This is a genomic window from Aeromonas sp. R1-2, from assembly GCF_040908505.1.
Classification (GTDB): Bacteria; Pseudomonadota; Gammaproteobacteria; order Enterobacterales; family Aeromonadaceae; genus Aeromonas; species Aeromonas veronii.
Window position 1 is genome coordinate 32963 of record NZ_JBFODU010000060.1, and the last position, 21735, is coordinate 54697.

The following is a 21735-nucleotide window of genomic DNA, read 5'->3' on the forward strand; positions in this document are numbered from 1 at the left end:
CTATTCTATGAGGCCCTTTTGGACATGCCTGTCACGCAAGGCCGTGCTTTTGTCGTTTTCGCATATCCCGCAGTGAACAGACTTGCTCGGCGGCCAGCATGAACCAGCCGGGCTCGGGTTCGCAGGCTCCCGTCCAGCGCAGGTAAAAGCGCCCGAGCCGCTCACTACTCAGGCTACTGCCGCGAAAGACATCGACGTTGCCGTAGAGGTAATGGCCCAGCCCGAGTACAGCCAGTGTGGCTTCGGCCAGCAGATAGAGGGCGGCAAAGGGATTGGCCAGTCCGGCCCGCTCCCCCTCACGGCGCACCAGCAGGATCCAGACCCGTCGGGTCGCAGGATCAAAGCGCCAGGCGAGATAAATTTGGCGATAGCAAAAACCGTGGCCGATCTGGATGGGAGTCGCCCCCAGATGGTGAGGAGTCACTGTCACGCCGCGGGCCTGCAGCCAGAGGATGAGCGGATCGCCGTTCACAGGCAGACCCTCCCGAGGGGCTGGATATTGATCTGCTGGGTCAGCTCCTGATAGGAGAGCACCGGCAGGGCGTGGTAATCCCCCTCGATGAGCTTGCGCACATAGCGGCGGATATCCATGGAGACGATGAGCACCGGTTTGTTCTGCATCTGGGCCAGATCACCGACGGTATGGCGCACCTGATCGAGGAAGCTCTGGGTAATGGTGGGATCGAGCGCCAGATAACTGCCGGCGCTGGTCTGGCGAATGCCGCCACGGATCTGCTCCTCCACCTGCTGATCGAGCAGATAGGCAGGCAAGATGTTGTTGCCGTTGGCGTACTTGTAGCAGATGTAGCGCTTGAGGCTGCTACGGATGTACTCGGTGAGCTGCACCACATCCTTCTCCTTCTGGCCCCACTCCACCATCGCCTCTAGGATGGCGCGCATGTTGCGGATGGAGATATCCTCCCCCACCAGCCGCTGCAAAATTTCGGTCATTCGCTGCAGCGGGATGATGCGTTGCGCCTCCTTGACCAACTCGCCATAGCTCCCCTCCATCTGCTCCAGCAGGTAGCGGGTCTCCTGAATGCCGATAAAGTCCTCGGCATATTCCCGCAGCACATGGGATAGATGCCAGGTCACCACCTGATCGGTGGTGAGGGTGGCCAGCCGTGACTTCTCCAGCCGCTCCTGATGTTCATTAGCGACCCACAAAGTCGGTTGTCCCGGCAGTAACGGCGCCCCCTCTTCGTAGGGGATCCCCAGCAGATCGAGCTGGGAGGCGCTCTCCTGCACCAGCTGATGGCCCGGTCGCAGCAGACCGCGGGCGACCGGTACTTCCTGCAGCTGGATCAGGTATTCGCCGGGCCCCATCCCCTCGTTGAAACGCAGGTGAATACCCGGGAAGGGCACCCCGAGATCGAGATAGAGGGCGCGGCGCACCCGCACCAGTTCGTCGTTGAGGGCAATCGCCTCCAGCTCGGCCTGCAAAGCGGCATCCACATCGATCAGGAGCGGCACCGTCATGGCGAACTCCTCCTTCTCCCCCAGCTTGCCCCGCGGCTTGCTGCCCGGTTTTGGCTTGCTGCGGGCTGCGGGGGCTCCCGCCCCCTGCGCCAGCACGGCAGGAAGATCCTGACTGTTGCTGCTCTGCGCCTTGCGCTGACGCAAGCCGATAAAATAACCGCCTGCCGTGACGATGGCCGCCAGCGCAAAGAAGGTGATCATCGGGAAGCCCGGGATCAACCCAAACAGCACCAGCAACAGACCGCCGATCAGCAGCGCCTTGGGCTGGGCCACCACCTGGGCGCCAATATCGGTACCCAGATCGGAAGACTCTTCAGAGGAGACCCGGGTAACGATGATCCCCGCGGTGATGGCGATCAGCAGCGCCGGCACCTGGGAGACCATGCCATCACCCACCGTCAGGATGGAGTAGAGCTGCAGCGCATCGGCGGCGGATAACCCCTTCTGGGTCACCCCGATGGTGACGCCACCGAGGATGTTGACGAAAATGATGATGAGGCCCGCAATGGCATCCCCCTTCACGAACTTCATGGCGCCATCCATGGAGCCGAACATCTGGCTCTCCTTCTCGATGACCCCGCGGCGATCCCGCGCCTCGTGCACATCGATCACCCCGGCGCGCATGTCACCATCGATACTCATCTGCTTGCCCGGCATGGCATCGAGGGAGAAGCGGGCACTCACCTCGGCGACCCGCTCCGACCCCTTGGTGATCACCAGAAACTGGACGATGGTGATGATGAGGAAGATGACGATCCCCACCACCAGATTGCCCCCCACCACGAAGTTGCCGAAGGTGTAGACGATCTGCCCCGCATCGGCCTGCAGCAGGATCATCCGGGTGGTGCTCACCGACAAGGCAAGCCGGAACAGGGTGGTGATCAGCAGCACCGCCGGAAAGGCGGAGAACTGCAGCGGCGAATTGATATAAACCGCCATCATCAGCAGTACCACCGAGATGGTCATGTTGATGGCAATCAGGATATCGAGGGCCACCGGCGGCAGCGGCAAGACCATCATAAAGACGATGGCCAGCAGCAGGATCGCCAGCATGATGTCCTTGCGCTCGCCTATCCGGCGCAGCAGCTCAAGGGAGCGTTGATTCATTCTGCTCTTCCAGTTCGAGGTATTGTTGATAGGCAAAACGGGCTTCATCCAGCCGCCCTGCCAACTGGCAGGCCCGGCTGCGACAGAGCCAGAGCGGGCCGTCGGCCTCCCCTTGCTGCATCAGCTGATCGACATGGGCCAGCGCCGCCTCCCCCTCCCCCTGTTTGAGCAGGGCCACCAGCAAGGTCCGTCGCCCTCCCTGATGGTCGGGGTGGATCTGCAGCAGGGCGGCCAGCAGCACGCTCGCCTTGTCGGGGTGGCCATATTGCAGTTGCAGCCAGCCGGTGAGCAGCAGCGCATCCTGCTGCTGTGACGTAAGCACCATGGTCATACCTTGTGCAGCAGATGAAGGGTCATCTGCATCAGTTGTTCATCGGCGTGCATCTGTTCGAGCAGCGCAGCGGCCGCTCGCAACTCCGGGCTCTGCCCTTCTGCCAGCACACTGCGCAGACCCTGCATCGCCTGATTGAAATCAACCGGCCGCAGCAAATCGTGAAAGCCGCGATCCGGGGTGGCGAAATCGAGCAGCGCCCGATCCGCCAGCCGCTCGGGGTAGAGGCGGCTGATATGGGGTTCGATGGACTGGCCATCGGGCAACAGGGCATAACGCCCCGGCAGGCTTCGCTCCTGATCGTCAAGAGAGATGGCGCTGAGCTGCTCGATACCGATATGCGCGGCAGTGATCCGGCTCATGACGCCAGCACCTCTCGCTGCAGCCGGGTCAGGGTGGTCACTGCCTGATGGAGCTGGGGCAAAGTCACAGCCCGCTCATCCAGGGTGACGAAGAGGATCAGCTGATCCTCCCCCAACCAGCCGCTGCGCACCGGCAGTGCCGGCCCTTGCGCCGCTGCGGTCAAGGTCATGGCGCGGCGGATCGCCTCGCCACTCTGATGCCAGGGCACAGCGCGGGCCAACCAGAGGGTCAGTTGCCCCTGATGGCGCTCCAGTTGCAGAGTGCCGCTCTGCTCCAGTTCAAGCTGGATCAGCGAATGGGGGTTATCTCCTATGGTGATGCCCAGATCCTGGCAAAACTGCACCAGCAGGGGTTCAATCCAGTTCATGACGACTCTCCAGACAACTCATCCTCTTCCCGCTCGATGGCGTTATCGAGCGCCCCCTGACAGCACTGCAACAGGTTCTGGCGCTGCTCCTCCTCACTGAACAGCTCCACCGGCAGCAGGCGGATCAGCCGCTTGAGCTCCTGATAAAGCAACACCTGCTGGCGACAATCTGACAGCTCAAGAGCCACACCGACCTGCTCCACATCCCGCACGCTGGCCCAGCGTTTCTCCACCAGGGCGATCAGATCGCCCATCAGATCAGAAGGCCCGTATGCCATGGGCCGAGCCCTCCTTCACCCGTTGCCACAGCTCGTCCACTTGCGCCGAGAGAGTGTTGAGCAGCCGCAGCTTGTGCATGTCGCTCATCACCCGCTCCAGCTTGACCGGGTCGAGCCAGCGCTGCTGGCTGTCGAGATCGGCGCTCAGGGCCTTCATCATGAAGCCGGTCACCTTCTCCAGCGCACCGTTGCCAAAGCGGCTGTGAATATCGCGCCAGGCGGCAGAGAGGGCACGGTAGTCCTGCACCGCATCGCGATAGAGATCCCGTAGATCCTGCTCGGCTCCCACGCCCACTTTGGCCGCTTCGGCCGCGGGGCCGGTAATGCGCGCCCCCAGCACGATGGCACTGCCCTGCTCGTCCGCCAGCTTGGCCAGCGCCTGCTCCACCAGCGCCAGGGTGCCCTGCATCTCCGGTCGTCCGGCGAGGGCCTTGCGCGCCTGGCAGAGCGCCTCAAACTGCTCGCTCACCTCCCCCGAATAGCTCTCGAGGTAGGCCAGCAGCTGGGAGAGATTGGCCAGCCGACCACTACCGAGGTGGCTCACCATCTCCTTGATCTTCTGCTGGCGCTCCAGCTCCGGCACCTTGTCGAGGTAGTCCACCACCAGCGCCTCGATCTCGCTGATGCGGGCATGGCTGTCACTCAGCTTGCGCTTGGCGAGCGAAAGCTCAGCGCGCTCGGAAAAGACAAAGGTGAGCTCTTCGGCGGCATCGGCCAGCGACTGGGCGGCACTGGCCAGCACGACCCGCTCCCCCTGAAACTGTCCTCCCTGCAGGGGAGCCTGACGGGATGCGACCTCTGCTCCGCGCAGCTCGGGCTGGGCGGCAGGGGCATAGGGGTTGCTCTGGATAATGGCCATGGAAACTCCCGTGACGAATGGATTGACGAGGATGGCATTATAAAAATCGCCCTCGCCTCCCTATGCCAAAATCGGCCGTGAATTTTTAGCCCGCCCCCAACGGTTTTCTAAAAAGTCCCGACTCGCGCTGAAATCCCCGTAGCCCCCCATCCCCTATAGTGGCCACCAGTTTCAATAGCGCAGATTGTTATGACCCTCTCCCTCGACCACATTCCCGGCCAGCTTCGTTATGCCATCGACGAGTGCCGTCTGATCCAGATTCGTGGCCGGGTCACCCAGGTGACCGGCACCCTGCTCAAGGCGGTCGTCCCCGGGGTGCGGATCGGTGAACTCTGTCATCTACGCAACCCGGACAACACCCTCTCCCTGCAGGCAGAGGTGATCGGCTTTGCCCAGCATCAGGCTCTGCTCACCCCCCTTGGCGAGATGTTCGGCATCTCCTCCAACACCGAGGTAAGCCCGACCGGAGCCATGCATCAGGTCGGGGTCGGCGAGCATCTGCTCGGCCAGGTGCTCGATGGCCTCGGCAACCCCTTTAGCGGTGGCCATCTGCCAGAGCCCGAGGCCTGGTACCCGGTCTATCGGGATGCGCCCGCTCCCATGAGCCGCAAGCGGATTGAGCAACCCATTTCGCTGGGCATTCGCGCCATCGATGGCCTGCTCACCTGCGGTGAGGGGCAACGGATGGGGATCTTCGCCGCCGCAGGTGGTGGCAAGAGCACCCTGCTGGCGTCGCTTATTCGCAGCGCCGAGGTAGATGTCACCGTGCTGGCGCTGATCGGTGAACGGGGCCGTGAGGTGCGCGAATTTATCGAAGCGGATCTGGGGGAAGAGGGGCTCAAGAAGGCGGTACTGGTAGTGGCTACTTCGGATCGCCCCGCCATGGAGCGGGCCAAGGCGGGCTTTGTCGCCACCTCCATCGCCGAGTATTTCCGGGATCAAGGCAAGCGGGTACTGCTGCTGATGGACTCCGTCACCCGTTTTGCCCGTGCCCAGCGGGAGATTGGTCTGGCCGCTGGCGAGCCACCAACCCGACGGGGCTATCCGCCGTCGGTGTTTGCCGCCCTGCCCCGCCTGATGGAGCGGGCCGGTCAGTCAGACAAGGGCTCCATCACTGCCCTCTATACCGTGCTGGTAGAGGGGGATGATATGACAGAGCCGGTCGCCGACGAGACCCGCTCCATCCTCGATGGCCACATCATCCTGTCGCGCAAACTGGCGGCGGCCAACCACTACCCGGCCATCGACGTGCTGCGCTCCGCCAGCCGGGTGATGAACCAGATCATCGAGCCCGAGCATCAGGCTCAGGCCGGTCGACTGCGCAGCTGGCTGGCGAAATATGAAGAGGTGGAGCTGTTGCTGCAGATCGGCGAATACCAGAAAGGGCAGGACAAGGTAGCCGATGAGGCGATCGCCCGCATCGAGACTATTCGCCAGTGGCTCAGACAAGGTACTCATGAACCCAGCTCACTGCCGGAAGCCCTCTCGACTCTGGAGACGCTGACCCGATGATTGGCCGCCTGCAACGAATAAAAGACCTGCGGCTGGATAGGGCCGAGCAGCAGCTCGCCGCCCAGCAGGCTCGGCTGCAACTCGCCCGCGTCCGCCAGCGCGAAGCGGAGCAGGAGAGTCTCGACTATCGCCAGTGGCGCCAAGCCGAAGAAGAGCGGCTATTTGCCATCTGTCAGGCAGAGCAACTCGATCGCAAGGGGCTCAAGGCGTGGCAACAGCAAGTGGCGCTGCTGCGGGAGAAAGAGGCCCAGCTTGAACAAACTGCCGCCGAGCAGGCCGAGCGGGTCGCCGAAGAGCGCATCCGCTTGCAGGAGCGCCAGCAGGCGGTACACCGCGCTCGCCAGCAGCAACAGAAATTTGCCGAACTACACCGTCAGGAGCAGGCCTCACAGCAAGCCCTGCGTGACTACAACGAAGAGCAGGAACAGGAAGAGTTCCGCCAGCAGATCAGGATGTAACGAGTCATGAACCGAATCCTCCCGATACAGGGCACAGTGACAGCCCGGGGCGATACCCAGATGGCTGAAGCCAATCGGTCGCAACAACAGAGTTTCGAGCAGGCAATGCGGCTCGATCAGGAACAAAAGACAGCTCACCAACACCGGGAAAATAACCTGCACCAGAGCAGGGTTGCGTTGCATCAACAGCTATTGCAGGCGCAGCAACAGAAAAAAGAGATAGCCGATAAGGCCCAACAGCAGGAGCTTGCCGCCACTCACGCAAGGTCAAAAAAACAGCAACCCGCGTCACCCATCCAAGAAGATCAATCCGGATCTTTCCTCACGGATGTGGCGGCCCGTGACAAGCAAGAAACCGCGCACCAAACAGATCAGCACTCGCAAGATATAGCGCGAGAGGCAAGCGCGCACCGGGTCCCCGACGCATGGTCGCAGCAGGGGCAAGAGGGCACACAGTCATCGGCGCAGGAAGAGCCCCCAACATGTTCCGATAGGGGAGCGGATAACACGCTGATAGCAGGTGACACCTCTGGGTTGGATAGGACGCAAGTGACCGATGCATCCTTAGTCGATGCCCGTGAGCTCGCAGAGCAGCTCGCCGCCGACACAGACACAGACACAGACACAGACATCAATGAGATCACCCTGAGCGACGAGATACCCGAAGCCAGTGGTCAACCGATCCCCCCACAGGTGAAAACCCCCGGGGATCTGCAGCTCGCCCGGCTGGCACCTGCCGAAAATAATCGGGAACTGGGTCAACTGCTGGAGTGGCTGGCAGTGGATATCTATCAGGAGCTGGGCCGCCCGGAGCGCCCGCCGCTTCTGCGCCTGACATTGCCACAGCTGGGCGATCTCTCCATTCGCATCGCTCACCACCATGGCGAGCTGCAGATCGAGATTCTGGCAACCAGCGAAGGGCAACTGCTGCTCAATCAGGGGCGCAGCGATCTGGTCGACCGCCTGCAACGGCTCTATCCAGGCGAGCGGGTCGCCCTCGATCTCTTCGGCCAGCCTGACAGTGAGCAGGGCTCACGCCATAAACGATCCATCTACGAAGAGTGGGATGCCGACGCATGACACCGATTGCCCTCACCTCCGCCTCGCTGGCGGAGTTGACTTTACAGCAGACCCTAAGCCAATACCGCCAGCACTTTGGCTGGAGTGGCGGCGAGCTTCTCCTCGCCATCGGTTTGCCGCCTGCAACGCTCGATACCCGGCTGCAACTGCAGTGGCAGGGTCTCTCTCTGCCACTGTTGTGCCACGGCGCCGAAATGGCTCACTGGCTGGCGCCCGATCTGCAGCAGGCGGCGCTGTTCAGCCTGCCCGAGCCGCTGCAACTGGCGTTGATCGAACGGCTGGGACAACCCCTCGGTGGTCTCAGCTGCTCGGCGCTGACCCGACAGGAGAGTAACGTTCAGACCGGCGAGCCCGCGCTGCAACTGCTGTTGCAACGGGAAGGGGCCAGTCTCGCTCTCTGGCTGCCGCAGCCCGAGCCCTTGCTGAGCAAGTTGCCACCACGGCCATGGCAGCAGCGGTTGCCGCTGCCCCTCACCCTCTCCCTGCAGTGGGGCGAGATGGGGCTGACCATAGATGAGCTCGCCACCCTCGCTATCGGCGATGTGCTGCTGCCGCCACCCCATCAGCAGCTCGGTCAGCAACTACTGATCTGCGTGGAGGGTCGCCCCTTTGCCTACTGCCAACCCCATCAACAACATCTGGAATTGACTGCCATGCACAACGCTAAACCCGCTGACCCCTTCGGCCCGACCGAGCTGGAGCAACTGCCGATCCAGGTGAGCTTTGAAGTGGGCCGCCAGACGCTGGACTGGCACACTCTCACCAGCCTGCAACCGGGCGCCCTGATCGATCTTGGCACACCCCTCGATGGCGAAGTGCGCATCATCAGCAACGGCCATTCGCTGGGAGTGGGCCGACTGGTGGAGATCCAGGGTCGCCTGGGGGTAAGGGTCGAACGCCTCGACAACGAGTCACAGTCATGATCCAGTTGCCAGACGAGCTAAACCTGATCGTCGGGCTGGCACTGCTGGCCCTGCTCCCCTTTATCGCCGTGATGGCCACCTCCTTCGTCAAGCTGGCGGTGGTCTTCTCGCTGCTGCGCAACGCCCTCGGGGTGCAGCAGATCCCCCCCAACATGGCGATGTACGGGCTGGCGATCATTCTCAGCATTTATGTGATGGCGCCGGTCGGCTTTGCCACCCAGGATTACCTGCGCCAGAACGAGGTGTCGCTGGCCAAATCCGAATCTGTGGAAAAGTTCCTCGATGAGGGGATTGCCCCCTACCGCGACTTTTTGAAAAAGCAGATCAAACCGCGGGAGCACGCCTTCTTTATCGACAGCACCAAGCAGCTCTGGCCCAGCAAATACGCTGACCGGCTGGAGCCCGACAGCCTGCTGATCCTGCTGCCCGCCTTTACCGTGAGCGAGCTGAGCCGCGCCTTCGAAATCGGCTTTCTGATCTACCTGCCCTTTATCGCCATCGACCTCATCATCTCCAACATCTTGCTGGCGATGGGGATGATGATGGTCTCCCCCATGACCATCTCGCTGCCCTTCAAGCTGCTGCTGTTTGTGTTGCTCGATGGCTGGGCCCGACTGACCCACGGGCTGGTCATCAGTTACGGAGGCTAGCATGAGTCACGCCGATATCCTTCACTTCACCAGCCAGGCGCTCTGGCTGGTGCTGATCCTCTCGATGCCACCGGTACTGGTGGCGGCGCTGGTGGGCACCCTTGTCTCTTTGCTGCAGGCGTTGACCCAGATCCAGGAGCAGACCCTGGGCTTTGTCGCCAAGCTGATCGCCGTGGTGATCACCCTGTTTGCCACCACCGCCTGGCTGGGGAACGAGCTCTACAGCTTTGCCGATATGGTGTTGTTCAAGGTACCGCAAATCCAATGACGCTGGAGAGCCTGCAGGCCCAGATGCTGGCCTATACCCTGCTGCTGCCGCGCTTTATCAGCTGCTTCGTGATGCTGCCGGTGCTGAGCAAACAGATGCTGGGGGGGGCGATGATCCGCAACGGCGTGGTCTGCTCGCTGGCGCTCTACGCCTACCCCACAGTCGCCGACACCTTGCCGGATCAGATCGAAGGCATGGCGCTGGCCATGCTGATCGCCAAGGAGGTGCTGCTCGGCCTGCTGATCGGCTTTGTCGCCGCCATCCCCTTCTGGGCCATCGAGTCGAGCGGGTTTCTGATCGACAACCAGCGCGGTGCCGCCATGGGGTCCCTGTTCAACCCGAGTCTCGGCAGCCAGACCAGTCCCACCGGCCTGCTGCTGACCCAGACCCTGATCACCCTCTTCTTTGCCAGCGGCGCCTTTCTCGCCCTGCTGGCCGCCCTGTTCCAGAGCTACATCAGCTGGCCGGTGGCGCACTTTTTCCCCACCATCGACGAGCAGTGGGTCAACTTTTTCTACAGCCAGTTCAGCCATATGTTGCTGCTCTGCGCTTTGCTGGCGGCGCCGCTCTTGATCGCCATGTTTCTGGCCGAATTCGGGCTGGCGCTGATCAGCCGCTTCGCCCCCTCCCTCAACGTCTTCGTGCTGGCGATGTCGATAAAAAGCGCCGTCACCAGCCTGTTGCTGGTCATCTATATCAAGCTGATGATGGATCACGCCTATCAACAGGTGCTGGCGGTGATGGATCCGCTGCAACTGCTGATCCCCATTCTGGAGGCGCGATGAGCGGCGAGAAGACCGAACAACCCACCCCAAAAAAGTTGCGGGATGCACGCCAGAAGGGGCAGGTGGTCAAGAGCAAGGAGGTGGTCTCCACCGCCATCATTCTCAGCTTGGTGGGCATGCTGATGGCGATGTCCGACTACTACCTCGAACATCTGGGCAAGCTGATGATGATCCCGGAATCCCACATCAACCTCCCCTTTACCCAGGCGCTCAACCATGTGGTGGAGAACCTGATGCAGGAGATGGCCTATCTCTGCATTCCGCTCCTCGCGGTCGCGGTGCTGGTGGTACTCGCATCCCATTTCGCCCAGTACGGTTTTCTGCTAAGCGGTGAGTCCATCAAGCCCGACATCAAGAAGATCAATCCGGTGGAGGGGGCCAAGAAGATCTTCTCCATCAAGAGCCTGATGGAGTTCGTCAAATCACTGCTCAAGGTGAGTCTCCTGAGCCTCTTGGTGTGGGTCACCATAAAGGGCAATCTGCAAGCGATGCTCCAGTTACCCGGCTGCGGCATGAGTTGCATCACTCCGGTGCTGGGGGGCATGCTGGGCCAGCTGATGGCGGTCTGCGCCATGGGCTTTGTGGTGATCGCTATCGCTGACTACGCCTTCGAACACTACCAGCACATCAAGCAGCTCAAGATGAGCAAGGACGAGGTGAAGCGGGAGTACAAGGAGATGGAGGGGAGCCCGGAGATCAAGAGCAAGCGCCGCCAGTTCCATCAGGAGTTGCAGTCGAGCAACATGCGCGCCGACGTCGAGCGCTCCTCGGTCATCGTCGCCAACCCGACCCATATCGCCATCGGTATCCGCTACGAGCGGGGAGAAACCCCGCTGCCGGTGGTGACCCTCAAATTCACCGATGCCCAGGCGCTGCAGGTACGCAAGATTGCCGAAGAGGAGGGTATCCCGGTGCTGCAACGCATTCCACTGGCCCGTGCCCTCTATCGGGATGCCCAACTCAACAACTACATTCCCGCCGACCAGATCGAGGCGACCGCCGAGGTACTGCGCTGGCTGGAGCAGTGGCGCCAGAGCGAAGGGCCACAGTGGTAGGGCAGCACGCTGCCCGACTGGCCAAACAAACTGCGCAACACGCGAAAAACTGACAAATCCCCGACCGCTCCCTGATATAGCGCGCCGTCACGGCTCGGTATCATCCCCTTATCGTCAACCCTGTCGGGAATCACATCATGGCCTTACCTGCAATCGGTGGACACATTCACCTCAACCGCCCAGCCTCACCCCAACAGACAGAGGCCAGCCCGCTGCTGGCCAAGGGTAACAAGCTGTTCGAACAATCCGTCAAGCGCGGCATCGGCCACTTCCAGAGCAGCGATCTCAAGCAGGTCATCAGCGCCCTGCGCCAGTTGCAAAGCGCCCCCGATAGCGGCAAAGCGCAGCGGGTGCAGGATGCAATCCAGCACTGGGAGCAGCACCACCCCAAAGAGGTGGCAGCACGCGGCGCTCGTCTGACTGAACTGAAGCAGGCCCTGGCAGAACAGGGTGCCATCACCAGAGCCGCCCCGCGACATGAACCGAAAGTGATGGCGGGTGGCACCCAGGCCCTGCTGCAAAAGAGCATGGCCGGACTGGAAAAACTGGGCAGCTACGCCTGCACCGACGCCCAGACCTTTGTCCAGCCGAACAACCCTAGCTATCAAAAGATCATCGGCAAACTCAACGCCTTCGGGCAGGATCCCCAGCGCCTGGCAGCCAACCAGCGCGCCAACAACAGCGCCAATATGGCCGCCATCCAGATAACCAGAAACAAGCAGCCACTATCCTTGCGCACCATGGAAAACATCGCCAAGGCGGTGGATGACGCCAAGGCCGGTTGCTGCTCGACCCTGGCCTATTCGGCGGCGGCCGAACTGCTGCGCCACAACAGTGACCAGCGGATCGAAGTGCTGGCCCATCGTGGTGCACAGGGTCACGCCCAGACCCACTGCTTTGTGGTCATTGGCCGCGCCGAGGGGAGTGAACTCACCAAGCCGGAAAGCTGGGGGCCACACGCCAAAGTGGTCGACCCCTGGGCCGCAACCATAGGGGCGCCACTGGTCGGTACCCCTGCCCGCCCCCCTATCGCCAACCTGTGGCCGCCCACAGAGTCGGTCTTTGATAACACCCATCGGGAGGATTAATGATGTTCCATGCCATGCTATCAACCCTCGTTCGCCAGCTATCCCTGCCGCAGGAGTGCCTGCACGAAGAGGGGCTGGATCTGCAGGCGGGCCCCTTCAGCCTCCATATTCGCGAGCGGGATCAACTGGTGACCCTGTTTATTCCGCTGGGGGATATCCAGACCCCCTCCCTCGCCGCCATGGCCGACTGGCCTGTGCTGCAACTCAGTAGAGACAGCGAGCAGAGCACCCTGCTCTGGTGTCGCGAGTGGCTGGACAAGCTGGATGTGGAACTTCTGATTGAGCTTGTCAGCCGCATGCTGCATCAGGCCGAAGCCCTGACCCAAGGCACAGCACTAGCAGCTACCGAGCTCATCGAGCCCGCAATCGAACCAGCCATGTCACGCCCGAACAGCGCTATCCCGACGACCATTCGCGGCTGATTTCGGCATCTGCTCATAAGGGAAAACAGCGCAACCATAACGGGGCCATCACTGATGGCCCCGTTTTTATTGCAGGCCTTACAACGTAAGGCCATCAGCATTCTGTTATCTGCTTGAACGCCCATCATAAACCACTGAAAGGTTGTCGATTGCAACCCACTTGCGTACTATTGCCAGCCATTGTGCTTCAGGCTTCTTGGCTCGTGATTCAAGGAGTTGTCACTCGGCAGATAGTGGATACCGCCTCTTATGAAGATCTTGAAATACTGTTCGGCACTGGCACTCACGCTTGCTGCTTTTCCTTCGGTTGCCTCATTCGACCAAGACGGGTGCAGTTTTTGGCTGACAGACTGTCCATTGCCTGCGTATCCGCTTTTCCTTTCCGAAAATGACACCAAGAGCAACTTGTTGATGCTGCTGGCTGACAAGCAGCGACTCTCCCTTCCCTTTATGCTTCCGGCTGACCCGGCCAACGAACGCGATATGGAGCTCTTCTCTCTGCAACGTCTGCCACTTCCCGACGAGATGGAAAGCCCGGAACTACGTGAACAGCTGGTTAGCCGGCTCACTGCCCATGACGCCTCGCTCCCGACTTTGCTGGAACACTATGCTGGCCGGGATGCCCTTTACGGCCGAGCCATTTCCAACTCGCTGCAATCTGTCAGTCAATTTCTTGATGCCCTTGAGCAAAGTGACCTGTCACCTACCGAGCGCACGCTTCTGCTCAAAACCCGCTTACAGCTCCTTGGTCAACAGGAAGATAGCCCCCAGTCTTCCGACGTCACAATGAGCGAGTCTACCAGGGAGTGGCAGGCTTATCTGGATGCGGCCCGCCACTTCTACGAAGGTCATTTCTCCGAGGCATTGACCGGCTTTATGGCTCTGCAAGGGGCAAAAGCGCAGTGGGTTGCCGAAACCGCGAACTATATGGTGATGCGAACACACCTTAATGCAGCGGTGAAAGATGCGCAGAGCGAGTATGGTGATACGGATTTCACCAAGAGTGATAAAGAGGCGCTGAAACAGGCCATGACACAGGGGCAGTCGTATCTGGCGACCTATCCGCAAGGCCGTTACGTCAGCTCGACCAAGGGGATGTTCAGACGCATCAACTGGATGGCGGGTGACCAGGCTTCATTGCGCGATAACTATAGCGAAGCGATAGCCGCTGACCACTCCCTGCCGGAACTTGAGGCGCTGGTTAACGAAATAGATCTCTCTTTGCTGAGCGCAGATGCTTATCGAAATGAACTCGCCTACGAGGATAAAACTCAGCCTGAGCTGCTGTTTATCAATGCACTGCGTGGCCTCAGAACTGGCTATGACCAGAAACGCAACTGGAGTGACGAGCAGATCGATGAGGCCATCCAACAGCTGCAAGAGACGGGTAAAACGGAAGAGGCTACCTATCTGCAAGCTTATCGATTGCTGCAGAACCAACAGTTTGATGCTGTACTGGCGCTGTTGCCCAAAACAGAAGGACAAAACGCATCAACCCTGGCGTTTAGCCGCCAGTTGCTGCGCATCTGGGCACAGCAAGGAATGAAGGCGTTTGACCAGGCAGAGCAAGCCCTGATGACGCTCGTAGCGGCACCTCTCACTCAAGCCCAACAGGCATTCGTGGAAAACATGCTGGCAGATCAGTGGGTACGTACCGGCAATACTGCGGCCATTTTCAACAAAGAGAGCCCTGTCACTCAGTTGCGGATACGCACCGTCGTGTTAAAACAGTCGGCAGATCCGGACGTGCTTCGTCAGCAGGCTCGGCAGGCCACAAGCGCCTTGGAAAGACAAATCGCCCTGCATACCTTGCTGGTGAGAGACCTGATTGCAGAGGATTACGCAACGTTCCTGAAAGACGTGACACTTATTCCGGCCGACTACAAGGAGGCTACCCCACCCAAGGATGAACCATGGCAACCGGTACCCAACAGAGATGTGCTCTTGTCAGCATTCAAGTGGGGAGGTGAAGGCACACCGCAGGGCTATTACTGCCGTGATTTGGCCTCCACTCTCGGCACACTGCTGCAACACCCCGGAGACGGACACGCACTCAACTGCCTGGGTGAATATCTGCGCAACAAGGATCCCGCGATCAATTTGTGGCAAGGAAAAGAGATGGTTTGGGGATTGTCAAAACCTGAGTCAGCCACCGCACCAAGCAGGCTAAAGCTATATCAGGCCGTCATGGCCAACCCTAAAGCCGAGCCCGAAGACAAGAGCTATGCCCTTTATAGAGCCATCAACTGCTACGCACCATCAGGCTACAACGGGTGTGACGATCAGGAGCTCCCCAAGAGCATGCGGCAAGCCTGGTTCAACACGCTCAAGCAACGTTATGGCAACTCGGTATGGGCCAAATCACTCAAATACTACTGGTAAACCATGCCGCAGCCCCTCGTGCCTAGCCTGCTAATTCTGTTATCGACACTTGCTGCGCCACTTAAGGCAAATGTCGATGCCAACAGCTATGACGCATTCTGGCTCTGGTCTGCCACCCGACATCAGCCAGTCCTGGCACAGGCAACCACCCTCTATTTGCATCAGGGGGAGATCCTGAACAGGCCATCCGGCCCCCGTTTTATCAAACTGGGGCGCGCTCCAACGCCACTTCAGACCGAACAACTCTGGCTTGTCGTGAGAGTGAATACGCTGCCGCTCTCTGCCGATCACAAGAAGTTGCTGGTCAAGCTGTATCAGGAGTGGCGCAAGGCCGGAGCCAAAGTAACGGGTATTCAGATCGACTTTGATGCAGCCACCCGCCAACTGGATCGTTACGCCACCTCTTTGCAGCAGTTGCGACAAGTGTTGCCGGCAGAGTGCAAGCTCAGCGTAACGGGCCTGCTCGACTGGGCCAAGACGGGGGATGTGGCGCAACTCAACAGCCTTCCGGTTGATGAGATAGTGATCCAGACCTATCAGGGAAAACATACGGTACCGGGTTACAGCTCCTATCTACCCGCCATGATGCAGCTCACCATTCCATTCAAGGTTGGTCTGGTGCAGGAGGGCGAGTGGGAACCCTCGTGGCAGGCAAAGCTTGCGACCTCCCCCCACTACCGGGGGGAGGTCGTCTTCTTGATCAATCGCTAGTTCAGGATATCCCTTACTCCACCTCCCCCAGCGCGCTGATAAGAGCGTCGAGCCCTTGGTCAACCTTTGAGCGCGGGCAGCCGACATTGAGTCGGATATAGCCTGTGCCTTCAGGGCCATAGGTGTCGCCGCGCATGATGGCGACCCGATATTTCTCCACCAGCAAGGTTTGCAGCGCATCCATCCGTTCAGTGGAGTCGATGCCAAGGCCGCGCAGATCAATCCAGGCGAGATAGGTTCCCTCGGGCACCCGATAGTCGATGGCGGGGAAGGCGGCGTTGAGCCGCGCCGCCACATGGGCGAGATTGTCGTGCAGATAGGCTTTCAGGGCATCGAGCCAGCCAGCGCCGTCCCGATAGGCGCTGATATGGGCTAGCACCCCGAGAATGGGCGGCGATGAAAGGCCATGGGCCGCCTTGAGCCGCTGCAGATAGGCGGCCCGCGCTTCTGCGTTGGCGATAAAGGCGTAGGCGCCGCCAAGGGCGGGAATATTGAAGGATTTCGAGCCCGAACTCACCAGCGCCCAGTGATCATCCGGCGCTACCTCGCTCCACGGCAGGTAGCGGGCAAAGCTCACATCCATATGGATGTCGTCCGAGATGACCTTGACCCCGTGGCGCTGGCAGATAGCGGCCATCCGGCCGAGTTCATCCCGCGTCCAGACCCGGCCGGTGGGGTTGTGGGGGCTGCAGAGCAGCAAAATCCGGCAATCGGGGCGGGCTGCCTGTTGCTCGAAGCAGGCCCAGTCGATCTGGTAACTCCCCTGCTCTTTTTTAAGCGGGCATGGCAGCAGCACCCTGTCGTTGGCAGCCAGCATATTGCCGAAGGCGTCGTAGGCGGGGGTATGCACCAACACCCCCTCACCCGGCGCCGACCAGAGGCTCACCAGCTGGGCAATCACATAGATGACCGAGGGGCCGTAGACCAGCGTCTCGGGGTCGAGGCTCGCGCCGTAGCGGTGGGCAAACCAGTCGCTCACCGCCACCTTGAAGTCGTCGTGATTCCAGCGGCTATAGCCAAATACTCCGTGCTCAAGGCGGGCTGCCAGGGTCTGGCGAATGCAGGGGGCGGTCTCGAAATCCATGTCGGAGATGGTAAAGGGAAGCAGGTCGGCATGGCCAAAGCGGTCGGCCACATAGTCCCACTGGGTGCAGTAGGTGCCGTGGCGGTCGATCTGGTGATCGAAGTCATAAATATCGTGCATGAAGTTTCTCCCTCCATAAGCAGGAGACATATTGGGAGAGGCAAACAAGGGGGGCTTGCGCCCCCCGTTCGGATTTTATTGGCCGGTTCAGGCCCCCATCAGACTCTGCAGCTGGTTTTTCACCAGATGCACCTGCGGGCCGATCACCACCTGCAGGTTGTGCTCGTCGAGCTTGATCACCCCGATGGCACCATTTGCCTTCAACACCTTGTCATCGACCCGGCTCATGTCCTGCACCGACATCCGCAGGCGGGTGATGCAGTTATCGAGCGCCAGAATGTTATCGGCGCCGCCCAGGGCGTTGAGGATGATTTCACCGTTGTAACCGCTGTTGCCAGCCTTCTTGCCTGCGGGCTGGGCAGCCTCGCTGGTCTCGATTTCGCGACCCGGCGTTTTCAGGTTAAAGCGCACGATGGCGAAGCGGAACACGCTGTAGTAGATGGCAAACCAGATGGCCGCCGCAACCGGCACCAGATACCACTTGGTGGCGGTGCCTTGCAGCACGCCGAACACCAGAAAATCGATGAGGTTGCCGTCAGTGTTGCCGATGGTGACGCCGAGCAGCCCCATGGTCATAAAGCCCAGCCCCGTCAGGATGGCGTGAATAACGTAGAGTACCGGTGCCACGAACAGGAACAGGAACTCCAGTGGCTCGGTGATGCCGCCGATGACGCAGGCCACCACGCCGGAGACCAGCAGCGCCTTGATCTTGCCGCGATTTTCCGGGCGAGCGCAGTGATACATGGCGAGCGCCGCACCCGGCAGGCCGCCGAGGAAGGCAGGCATCTTGCCTTGAGAGAGGAACGAAGTGGCAGAGACCGAGAAGCCGGAAGTGTCGGCGCAGGAGAGCTCGGCGTAGAAGATATTGAGGGCGCCGCTCACCTCGTGACCACATACCAACTGGGTGCCGCCCGCTTCGGTAAAGCGGATCAGCGCCACCAGAATGTGGTGCAGACCGAGTGGCAGCAGCAGACGCTCACCGGTACCGAACAGGAAGGGGCCGAAGGGACCGGCGTGGGAGATGAGCGCCCCGATACCGTTAATGCCGGCGGCAAACCAAGGCCAGGCGAACGGCACGACCAGACCGACTACACCCAGCACCAATACAGTGATGATGGGCACGAAGCGGGCACCGCCGAAGAAAGCGAGCGCATCGGGCATCTTGTAGGTGTAGAAACGGGCGTGGAGCTTCGCGACGATCACCCCGACGATGATAGCCCCCAGAATCCCGGTGTCGATGGAGCTGATACCGAGGATCGATTTCACCCCGTAGGCCTTTTCCGCCGCCGCGTCACCGATGACGTTGGCCACGGTGAGGTAGAAGTTGATGGAGAGGTTGAGCGCTGCATAGCCGACGAAACCGGCAAAGGCCGCGACCCCCTTCTCTTCTCGCGCCAGCCCGAGCGGAATGGCCACCGCAAACATCACCGGCAGGTAGATAAAGGCCACCAGCCCCACCTTGGTCATCCAAAGGAACAGCAGTTGCAGCACGGTATTGTCGAGGAAGGGCATGCTCTGCTTGACCGCATCGCTGGTGAGCGAGCTGCCGACACCGAGCAAAATGCCCGAGAAGGCCAGCAGGGCGACCGGCAACATAAAGGTCTTGCCGAGGCTCTGCAGGAACTCCCAGATAGTGGATTTGGCTTGAGGCTTGGCCATGAAACGGCTCCTTGTGAATAGACAGCAATATCTGCGGCTGCCCTCCCCCGCTCGAGGCAATCTCGAAGCAATCTCGAAGCAAAAGGCCGGGTCAGCATCAGGTTTTGCTGGATGATAAAACGTTTTATCAAACTACAAGTGCCGACAAGATCACAGAAAAAGGGGGCTGACTGGCAGCAGGTTCCAAATTTGTGAGCCGGATCGGCCCAATGGTGATGTAACGTTTCACTTGAGCATCTGAGCAGGTATGCTGGGGCCTCGCTCTCAACTGTCCGTCGTCCGTTCGCCCTATGTCGCCCAAATCCCTCTCTGCCAAAGCCACCAAGATCACCGATGTCGCCCAGCGGGCGGGAGTGTCGGTCACCACCGTCTCCATGGTGCTCAACGGCAAGGGGCGCATCTCGCCGGCCACCGCCGAGCGGGTGCAGCAGGCGATAAAAGAGCTCGACTACGTACCCAACAGCGCCGCCGCCAACCTGCGCAGCCAGCAGTCCAATCTGGTGGGGCTGATCCTGCGCGACATCACCGACCCCTTCTATACCGAGGTGACCGCCGGGGTGAGCGAGGTGCTGGAGCAGCAAGGCTATCTGCTGTTTCTGACCCAGTGCGGCCACAGCCCGGAGCGGCTGCAGCAGAGCATCCACTCCCTGTCACGGCAAGGGGTGGCGGGCATCATCTTCAATCCGGTGCGCGGCGCGGCGGCCAAGACGCTGGAGACCCTGATCGACTCCGAGCTGCCGGTGGTGTGCGCCGCCCGCTCCTACTATCGTGATGACGTCGATTTTATCGGCCCCGACAACACCCACGCCGCCAAGCAGGCCACCACCTACCTGATCGAGCAGGGCCACCGCCATATCGCCTACGTCGGCGGGCGAGCCGACTCCCTCACCCGTGCCGAGCGGATCGGTGGCTACTGCGCCAGTCTGCTGCAATATGGCCTCCCCTTCAAACCGGAGTGGGTACTGGAGTGCGAACGCACCCAGCGCAGCGCCGCCGACACCATCGCCCAGCTGCTGCACCAGCACCCCAAGGTGACCGCCGTGCTCTGCCACTACCCCGAGGTGGCGCTCGGTGCCATCTATGGCGTCGAGGCGAGCGGCCGCACCGTGGGCAAGGACAACTACATCGGCCAGCAGGTGGCTCTGCTCGGTTTTGACGATGTGGCGGAGGCCGAACTCACCTCCCCCGCTCTCACCTTTGTCAGCTCACCGGCCCGCGAAATCGGCCGTCAGGCGGCAAAACGACTGCTGACCCGAATGCAGCAGCCCGAGCTCGCCCCCAACCGCCATATCATCACCCCCAATCTGCAAAAGCGGGAGTCGGCTTGAGCTGGCAAGGCTGACCCATCTGCAGCAACCCGAGCTCGCCCCACCCGCCATATCATCACCGCTCACCAACAAATCGCAAAAGCGGACATAGGCCTAAGCTGGCCAGGCTGGCTCGCCCGCCTGCGAACCACCCTCTCTTCACTTTTCCTGCGCCTTGATCCAGCGCCGATAACGGGCGTTGCCAAGCAGGGTTTGCCACTGCTGGCAAGCCAGCGCCAGCGATGGCGCAACCTTGGGGTGGCTCGGCTGACCTCGGCCCAGCCGCTGCAGCTGGTATTTCACCATCGCCATATAACCTACCGAAGCCAACACCTTGTTGCGCCAGGGGATGGGTCTGAGCTCGGCGCTTGCCGCCTGCTCACGGCGCCATCTGGCGGGCAGATCCGGGGCGATGGCAAGCGCGGTGGCCATGCCAACGACCGCAACTCCGCTACCGAGCACTTGTTCCACCACCGGATAACGGCGGATCCCCCCGGTCACCATCACTGGCATATGAGCGGCACTCACTATCTCTTCGGCAAACGTCAGAAAATAGGCTTCCCGCGCCAGGGTGCGGCCATCGCGGGCCTGACCGTGCATGGCGGGCGCCTCGTAACTGCCACCGGAGAGCTCCACCAGATCCACCCCGAGCGGGTTGAGCATGTCGACCACAGCTCTGGCATCTTCGGTACTGAAGCCGCCACGCTGAAAGTCGGCGGAGTTGAGTTTGACCGACAGCGAGAAGCGCTCCCCCACCTGCTCACGGATCCCCTGCACTATCTCCAGCAGCAAGCGGGCACGATTCTCAAGGCTGCCGCCCCAACGATCGCTACGCTGGTTGGTGAGCGGCGAGAGGAACTGGCTTAGCAGATAACCGTGCGCAGCGTGGATCTGCACTCCGTCAAAGCCAAGACGCTGTGCCAACAGCGCCGTATTGATAAAGCGTGCTTTCACCTCGGCAATATCGGCCTCGCTCATGGCCCTGGGCGGAGAGAACTGTTTGGAGAAACTGCCGAGCGCCATGGGCACGGCGGAAGGTGCCAGGGTAGGTTGCCCCAGCGCCGCCGGCATCTGGCGACCGGGGTGGTTGATCTGCATCCAGATCTGGGCCCCCCCGCTTTTGGCCGCTTCGGCCCAGGCCCTGAAACGCCCGGCCAGCTGTGGGGATAGCGCCGGGGTGTCGAGCACCACGCCCCCCGCTCCCGTCATGGCATGCCCATCCACCATCACATTTCCAGTGATGATAAGGCCAGCGCCACCCTCAGCCCAGGTGCGATAGAGGCGGATCAGCGCCTCGGAGGGGGCATGGTCACGGTCAGCCATGTTCTCTTCCATGGCTGCCTTGGCGAGACGGTTGATAAGCTGGCTGCCATTGGGCAGGGTCAGGGGAGTAAATGGGTTCATGGCGATCTCCTCGGTAGTGAGGGCCCCACCATAAGTTTGAAGC

General features: G+C 60.9%; 22 protein-coding genes and 1 pseudogene. 13 read left to right on the forward strand and 10 right to left on the reverse strand.

Translation table 11 applies throughout. From position 1 onward, the window contains the following. Window positions 1-31: 31 nt before the first annotated feature. From AB5Y76_RS20555 to aopN, 7 genes are read right to left on the reverse strand one after another with little or no spacing between them, the layout of a single operon-like run. Window positions 32-472 (reverse strand): LcrR family type III secretion system chaperone, encoded by a 441-nt coding sequence (locus AB5Y76_RS20555; RefSeq protein WP_263716805.1) that lies wholly within the window; start codon window positions 470-472, stop codon window positions 32-34. Continuing rightward, window positions 469-2634, reverse strand: a complete 2166-nt coding sequence (gene ascV, locus AB5Y76_RS20560) for a SctV family type III secretion system export apparatus subunit AscV (protein WP_272868880.1) — start codon at window positions 2632-2634, stop codon at window positions 469-471. Before ascV ends, AB5Y76_RS20555 begins: the two co-directional genes overlap by 4 nt. Beyond that, window positions 2567-2917, reverse strand: a complete 351-nt coding sequence (ascY, locus tag AB5Y76_RS20565; RefSeq protein ID WP_020379598.1) for a type III secretion system chaperone AscY — start codon at window positions 2915-2917, stop codon at window positions 2567-2569. The genes ascV and ascY overlap by 68 nt, the downstream gene beginning before the upstream one ends. Further along, window positions 2914-3279 carry a type III secretion system protein AscX gene (gene ascX / locus AB5Y76_RS20570; RefSeq protein ID WP_005334573.1) on the reverse strand — a complete coding sequence of 122 codons (366 nt, stop codon included), beginning with the start codon at window positions 3277-3279 and terminating at the stop codon, window positions 2914-2916. Before ascX ends, ascY begins: the two co-directional genes overlap by 4 nt. Next, window positions 3276-3647, reverse strand: coding sequence for a SycN family type III secretion system chaperone Acr2 (gene acr2 / locus AB5Y76_RS20575; protein WP_021229940.1), 372 nt, complete (start codon window positions 3645-3647; stop codon window positions 3276-3278). The genes ascX and acr2 overlap by 4 nt, the downstream gene beginning before the upstream one ends. After that, window positions 3644-3925: a type III secretion system gatekeeper subunit Acr1 gene (gene acr1, locus AB5Y76_RS20580; RefSeq protein ID WP_005334576.1), complete on the reverse strand. Its 282-nt coding sequence runs from the start codon at window positions 3923-3925 to the stop codon at window positions 3644-3646. The genes acr2 and acr1 overlap by 4 nt, the downstream gene beginning before the upstream one ends. Continuing rightward, on the reverse strand, window positions 3906-4784 hold the full coding sequence (aopN, locus tag AB5Y76_RS20585) for a SctW family type III secretion system gatekeeper subunit AopN (protein ID WP_263716806.1): 879 nt from the start codon (window positions 4782-4784) through the stop codon (window positions 3906-3908). Before aopN ends, acr1 begins: the two co-directional genes overlap by 20 nt. Window positions 4785-4973: 189 nt before the next feature. On the opposite strand from aopN, the gene ascN reads away from it, so the two are divergent. From ascN to AB5Y76_RS20645, 12 genes and pseudogenes are all read left to right on the forward strand, one after another. Then, window positions 4974-6296: a SctN family type III secretion system ATPase AscN gene (gene ascN, locus AB5Y76_RS20590; protein ID WP_263716807.1), complete on the forward strand. Its 1323-nt coding sequence runs from the start codon at window positions 4974-4976 to the stop codon at window positions 6294-6296. Further along, complete coding sequence (gene ascO / locus AB5Y76_RS20595; protein ID WP_263716808.1) at window positions 6293-6754, forward strand: type III secretion system central stalk protein AscO; 462 nt, start codon at window positions 6293-6295, stop codon at window positions 6752-6754. Before ascN ends, ascO begins: the two co-directional genes overlap by 4 nt. A gap of 699 nt (window positions 6755-7453) precedes the next feature. Further along, a pseudogene (locus tag AB5Y76_RS20600) lies at window positions 7454-7834 on the forward strand (type III secretion system needle length determinant); the annotation flags it as partial. Then, window positions 7831-8757 (forward strand): type III secretion system cytoplasmic ring protein SctQ, encoded by a 927-nt coding sequence (sctQ, locus tag AB5Y76_RS20605; RefSeq protein ID WP_263716810.1) that lies wholly within the window; start codon window positions 7831-7833, stop codon window positions 8755-8757. The pseudogene AB5Y76_RS20600 and the gene sctQ, both read left to right, overlap by 4 nt. Further along, entirely contained in the window at window positions 8754-9407 is a 654-nt protein-coding gene (ascR, locus tag AB5Y76_RS20610; RefSeq protein ID WP_005320745.1) for a SctR family type III secretion system export apparatus subunit AscR, read from the forward strand. The genes sctQ and ascR overlap by 4 nt, the downstream gene beginning before the upstream one ends. Window position 9408: 1 nt before the next feature. Continuing rightward, the gene (ascS, locus tag AB5Y76_RS20615; protein ID WP_005334586.1) at window positions 9409-9675 is read left to right on the forward strand and encodes a SctS family type III secretion system export apparatus subunit AscS; all 267 of its coding nucleotides are present in this window, start codon (window positions 9409-9411) and stop codon (window positions 9673-9675) included. Further along, window positions 9672-10460, forward strand: a complete 789-nt coding sequence (gene ascT, locus AB5Y76_RS20620; protein WP_263716811.1) for a SctT family type III secretion system export apparatus subunit AscT — start codon at window positions 9672-9674, stop codon at window positions 10458-10460. The genes ascS and ascT overlap by 4 nt, the downstream gene beginning before the upstream one ends. Beyond that, window positions 10457-11515 (forward strand): SctU family type III secretion system export apparatus subunit AscU, encoded by a 1059-nt coding sequence (gene ascU / locus AB5Y76_RS20625; protein WP_263716812.1) that lies wholly within the window; start codon window positions 10457-10459, stop codon window positions 11513-11515. Before ascT ends, ascU begins: the two co-directional genes overlap by 4 nt. A gap of 137 nt (window positions 11516-11652) precedes the next feature. Then, complete coding sequence (locus AB5Y76_RS20630) at window positions 11653-12603, forward strand: hypothetical protein (protein ID WP_058055773.1); 951 nt, start codon at window positions 11653-11655, stop codon at window positions 12601-12603. Then, on the forward strand, window positions 12603-13025 hold the full coding sequence (locus AB5Y76_RS20635; protein ID WP_263716814.1) for a hypothetical protein: 423 nt from the start codon (window positions 12603-12605) through the stop codon (window positions 13023-13025). Before AB5Y76_RS20630 ends, AB5Y76_RS20635 begins: the two co-directional genes overlap by 1 nt. A 249-nt stretch (window positions 13026-13274) precedes the next feature. Then, a complete protein-coding gene (locus AB5Y76_RS20640) occupies window positions 13275-15407 on the forward strand; it encodes a hypothetical protein (protein WP_263716815.1) in 2133 nt (710 codons plus the stop codon). Window positions 15408-15662: 255 nt separating this feature from the next. After that, a complete protein-coding gene (locus tag AB5Y76_RS20645; protein ID WP_318528137.1) occupies window positions 15663-16118 on the forward strand; it encodes a DUF3142 domain-containing protein in 456 nt (151 codons plus the stop codon). Between the two features lie 13 nt (window positions 16119-16131). Here AB5Y76_RS20645 and AB5Y76_RS20650 read toward each other — a convergent pair whose 3' ends face one another. Continuing rightward, window positions 16132-17322 carry a MalY/PatB family protein gene (locus tag AB5Y76_RS20650; RefSeq protein WP_263716816.1) on the reverse strand — a complete coding sequence of 397 codons (1191 nt, stop codon included), beginning with the start codon at window positions 17320-17322 and terminating at the stop codon, window positions 16132-16134. Between the two features lie 87 nt (window positions 17323-17409). Continuing rightward, window positions 17410-18981, reverse strand: a complete 1572-nt coding sequence (malX, locus tag AB5Y76_RS20655) for a maltose/glucose-specific PTS transporter subunit IIBC (RefSeq protein WP_021229930.1) — start codon at window positions 18979-18981, stop codon at window positions 17410-17412. Window positions 18982-19271: 290 nt separating this feature from the next. On the opposite strand from malX, the gene AB5Y76_RS20660 reads away from it, so the two are divergent. Next, window positions 19272-20309, forward strand: coding sequence for a Mal regulon transcriptional regulator MalI (locus tag AB5Y76_RS20660; protein ID WP_005353573.1), 1038 nt, complete (start codon window positions 19272-19274; stop codon window positions 20307-20309). A gap of 138 nt (window positions 20310-20447) precedes the next feature. On the opposite strand, the gene AB5Y76_RS20665 is transcribed toward AB5Y76_RS20660, so the two are convergent. After that, window positions 20448-21692, reverse strand: coding sequence for an NADH:flavin oxidoreductase/NADH oxidase family protein (locus AB5Y76_RS20665; protein WP_263716817.1), 1245 nt, complete (start codon window positions 21690-21692; stop codon window positions 20448-20450). Window positions 21693-21735 lie beyond the last annotated feature (43 nt).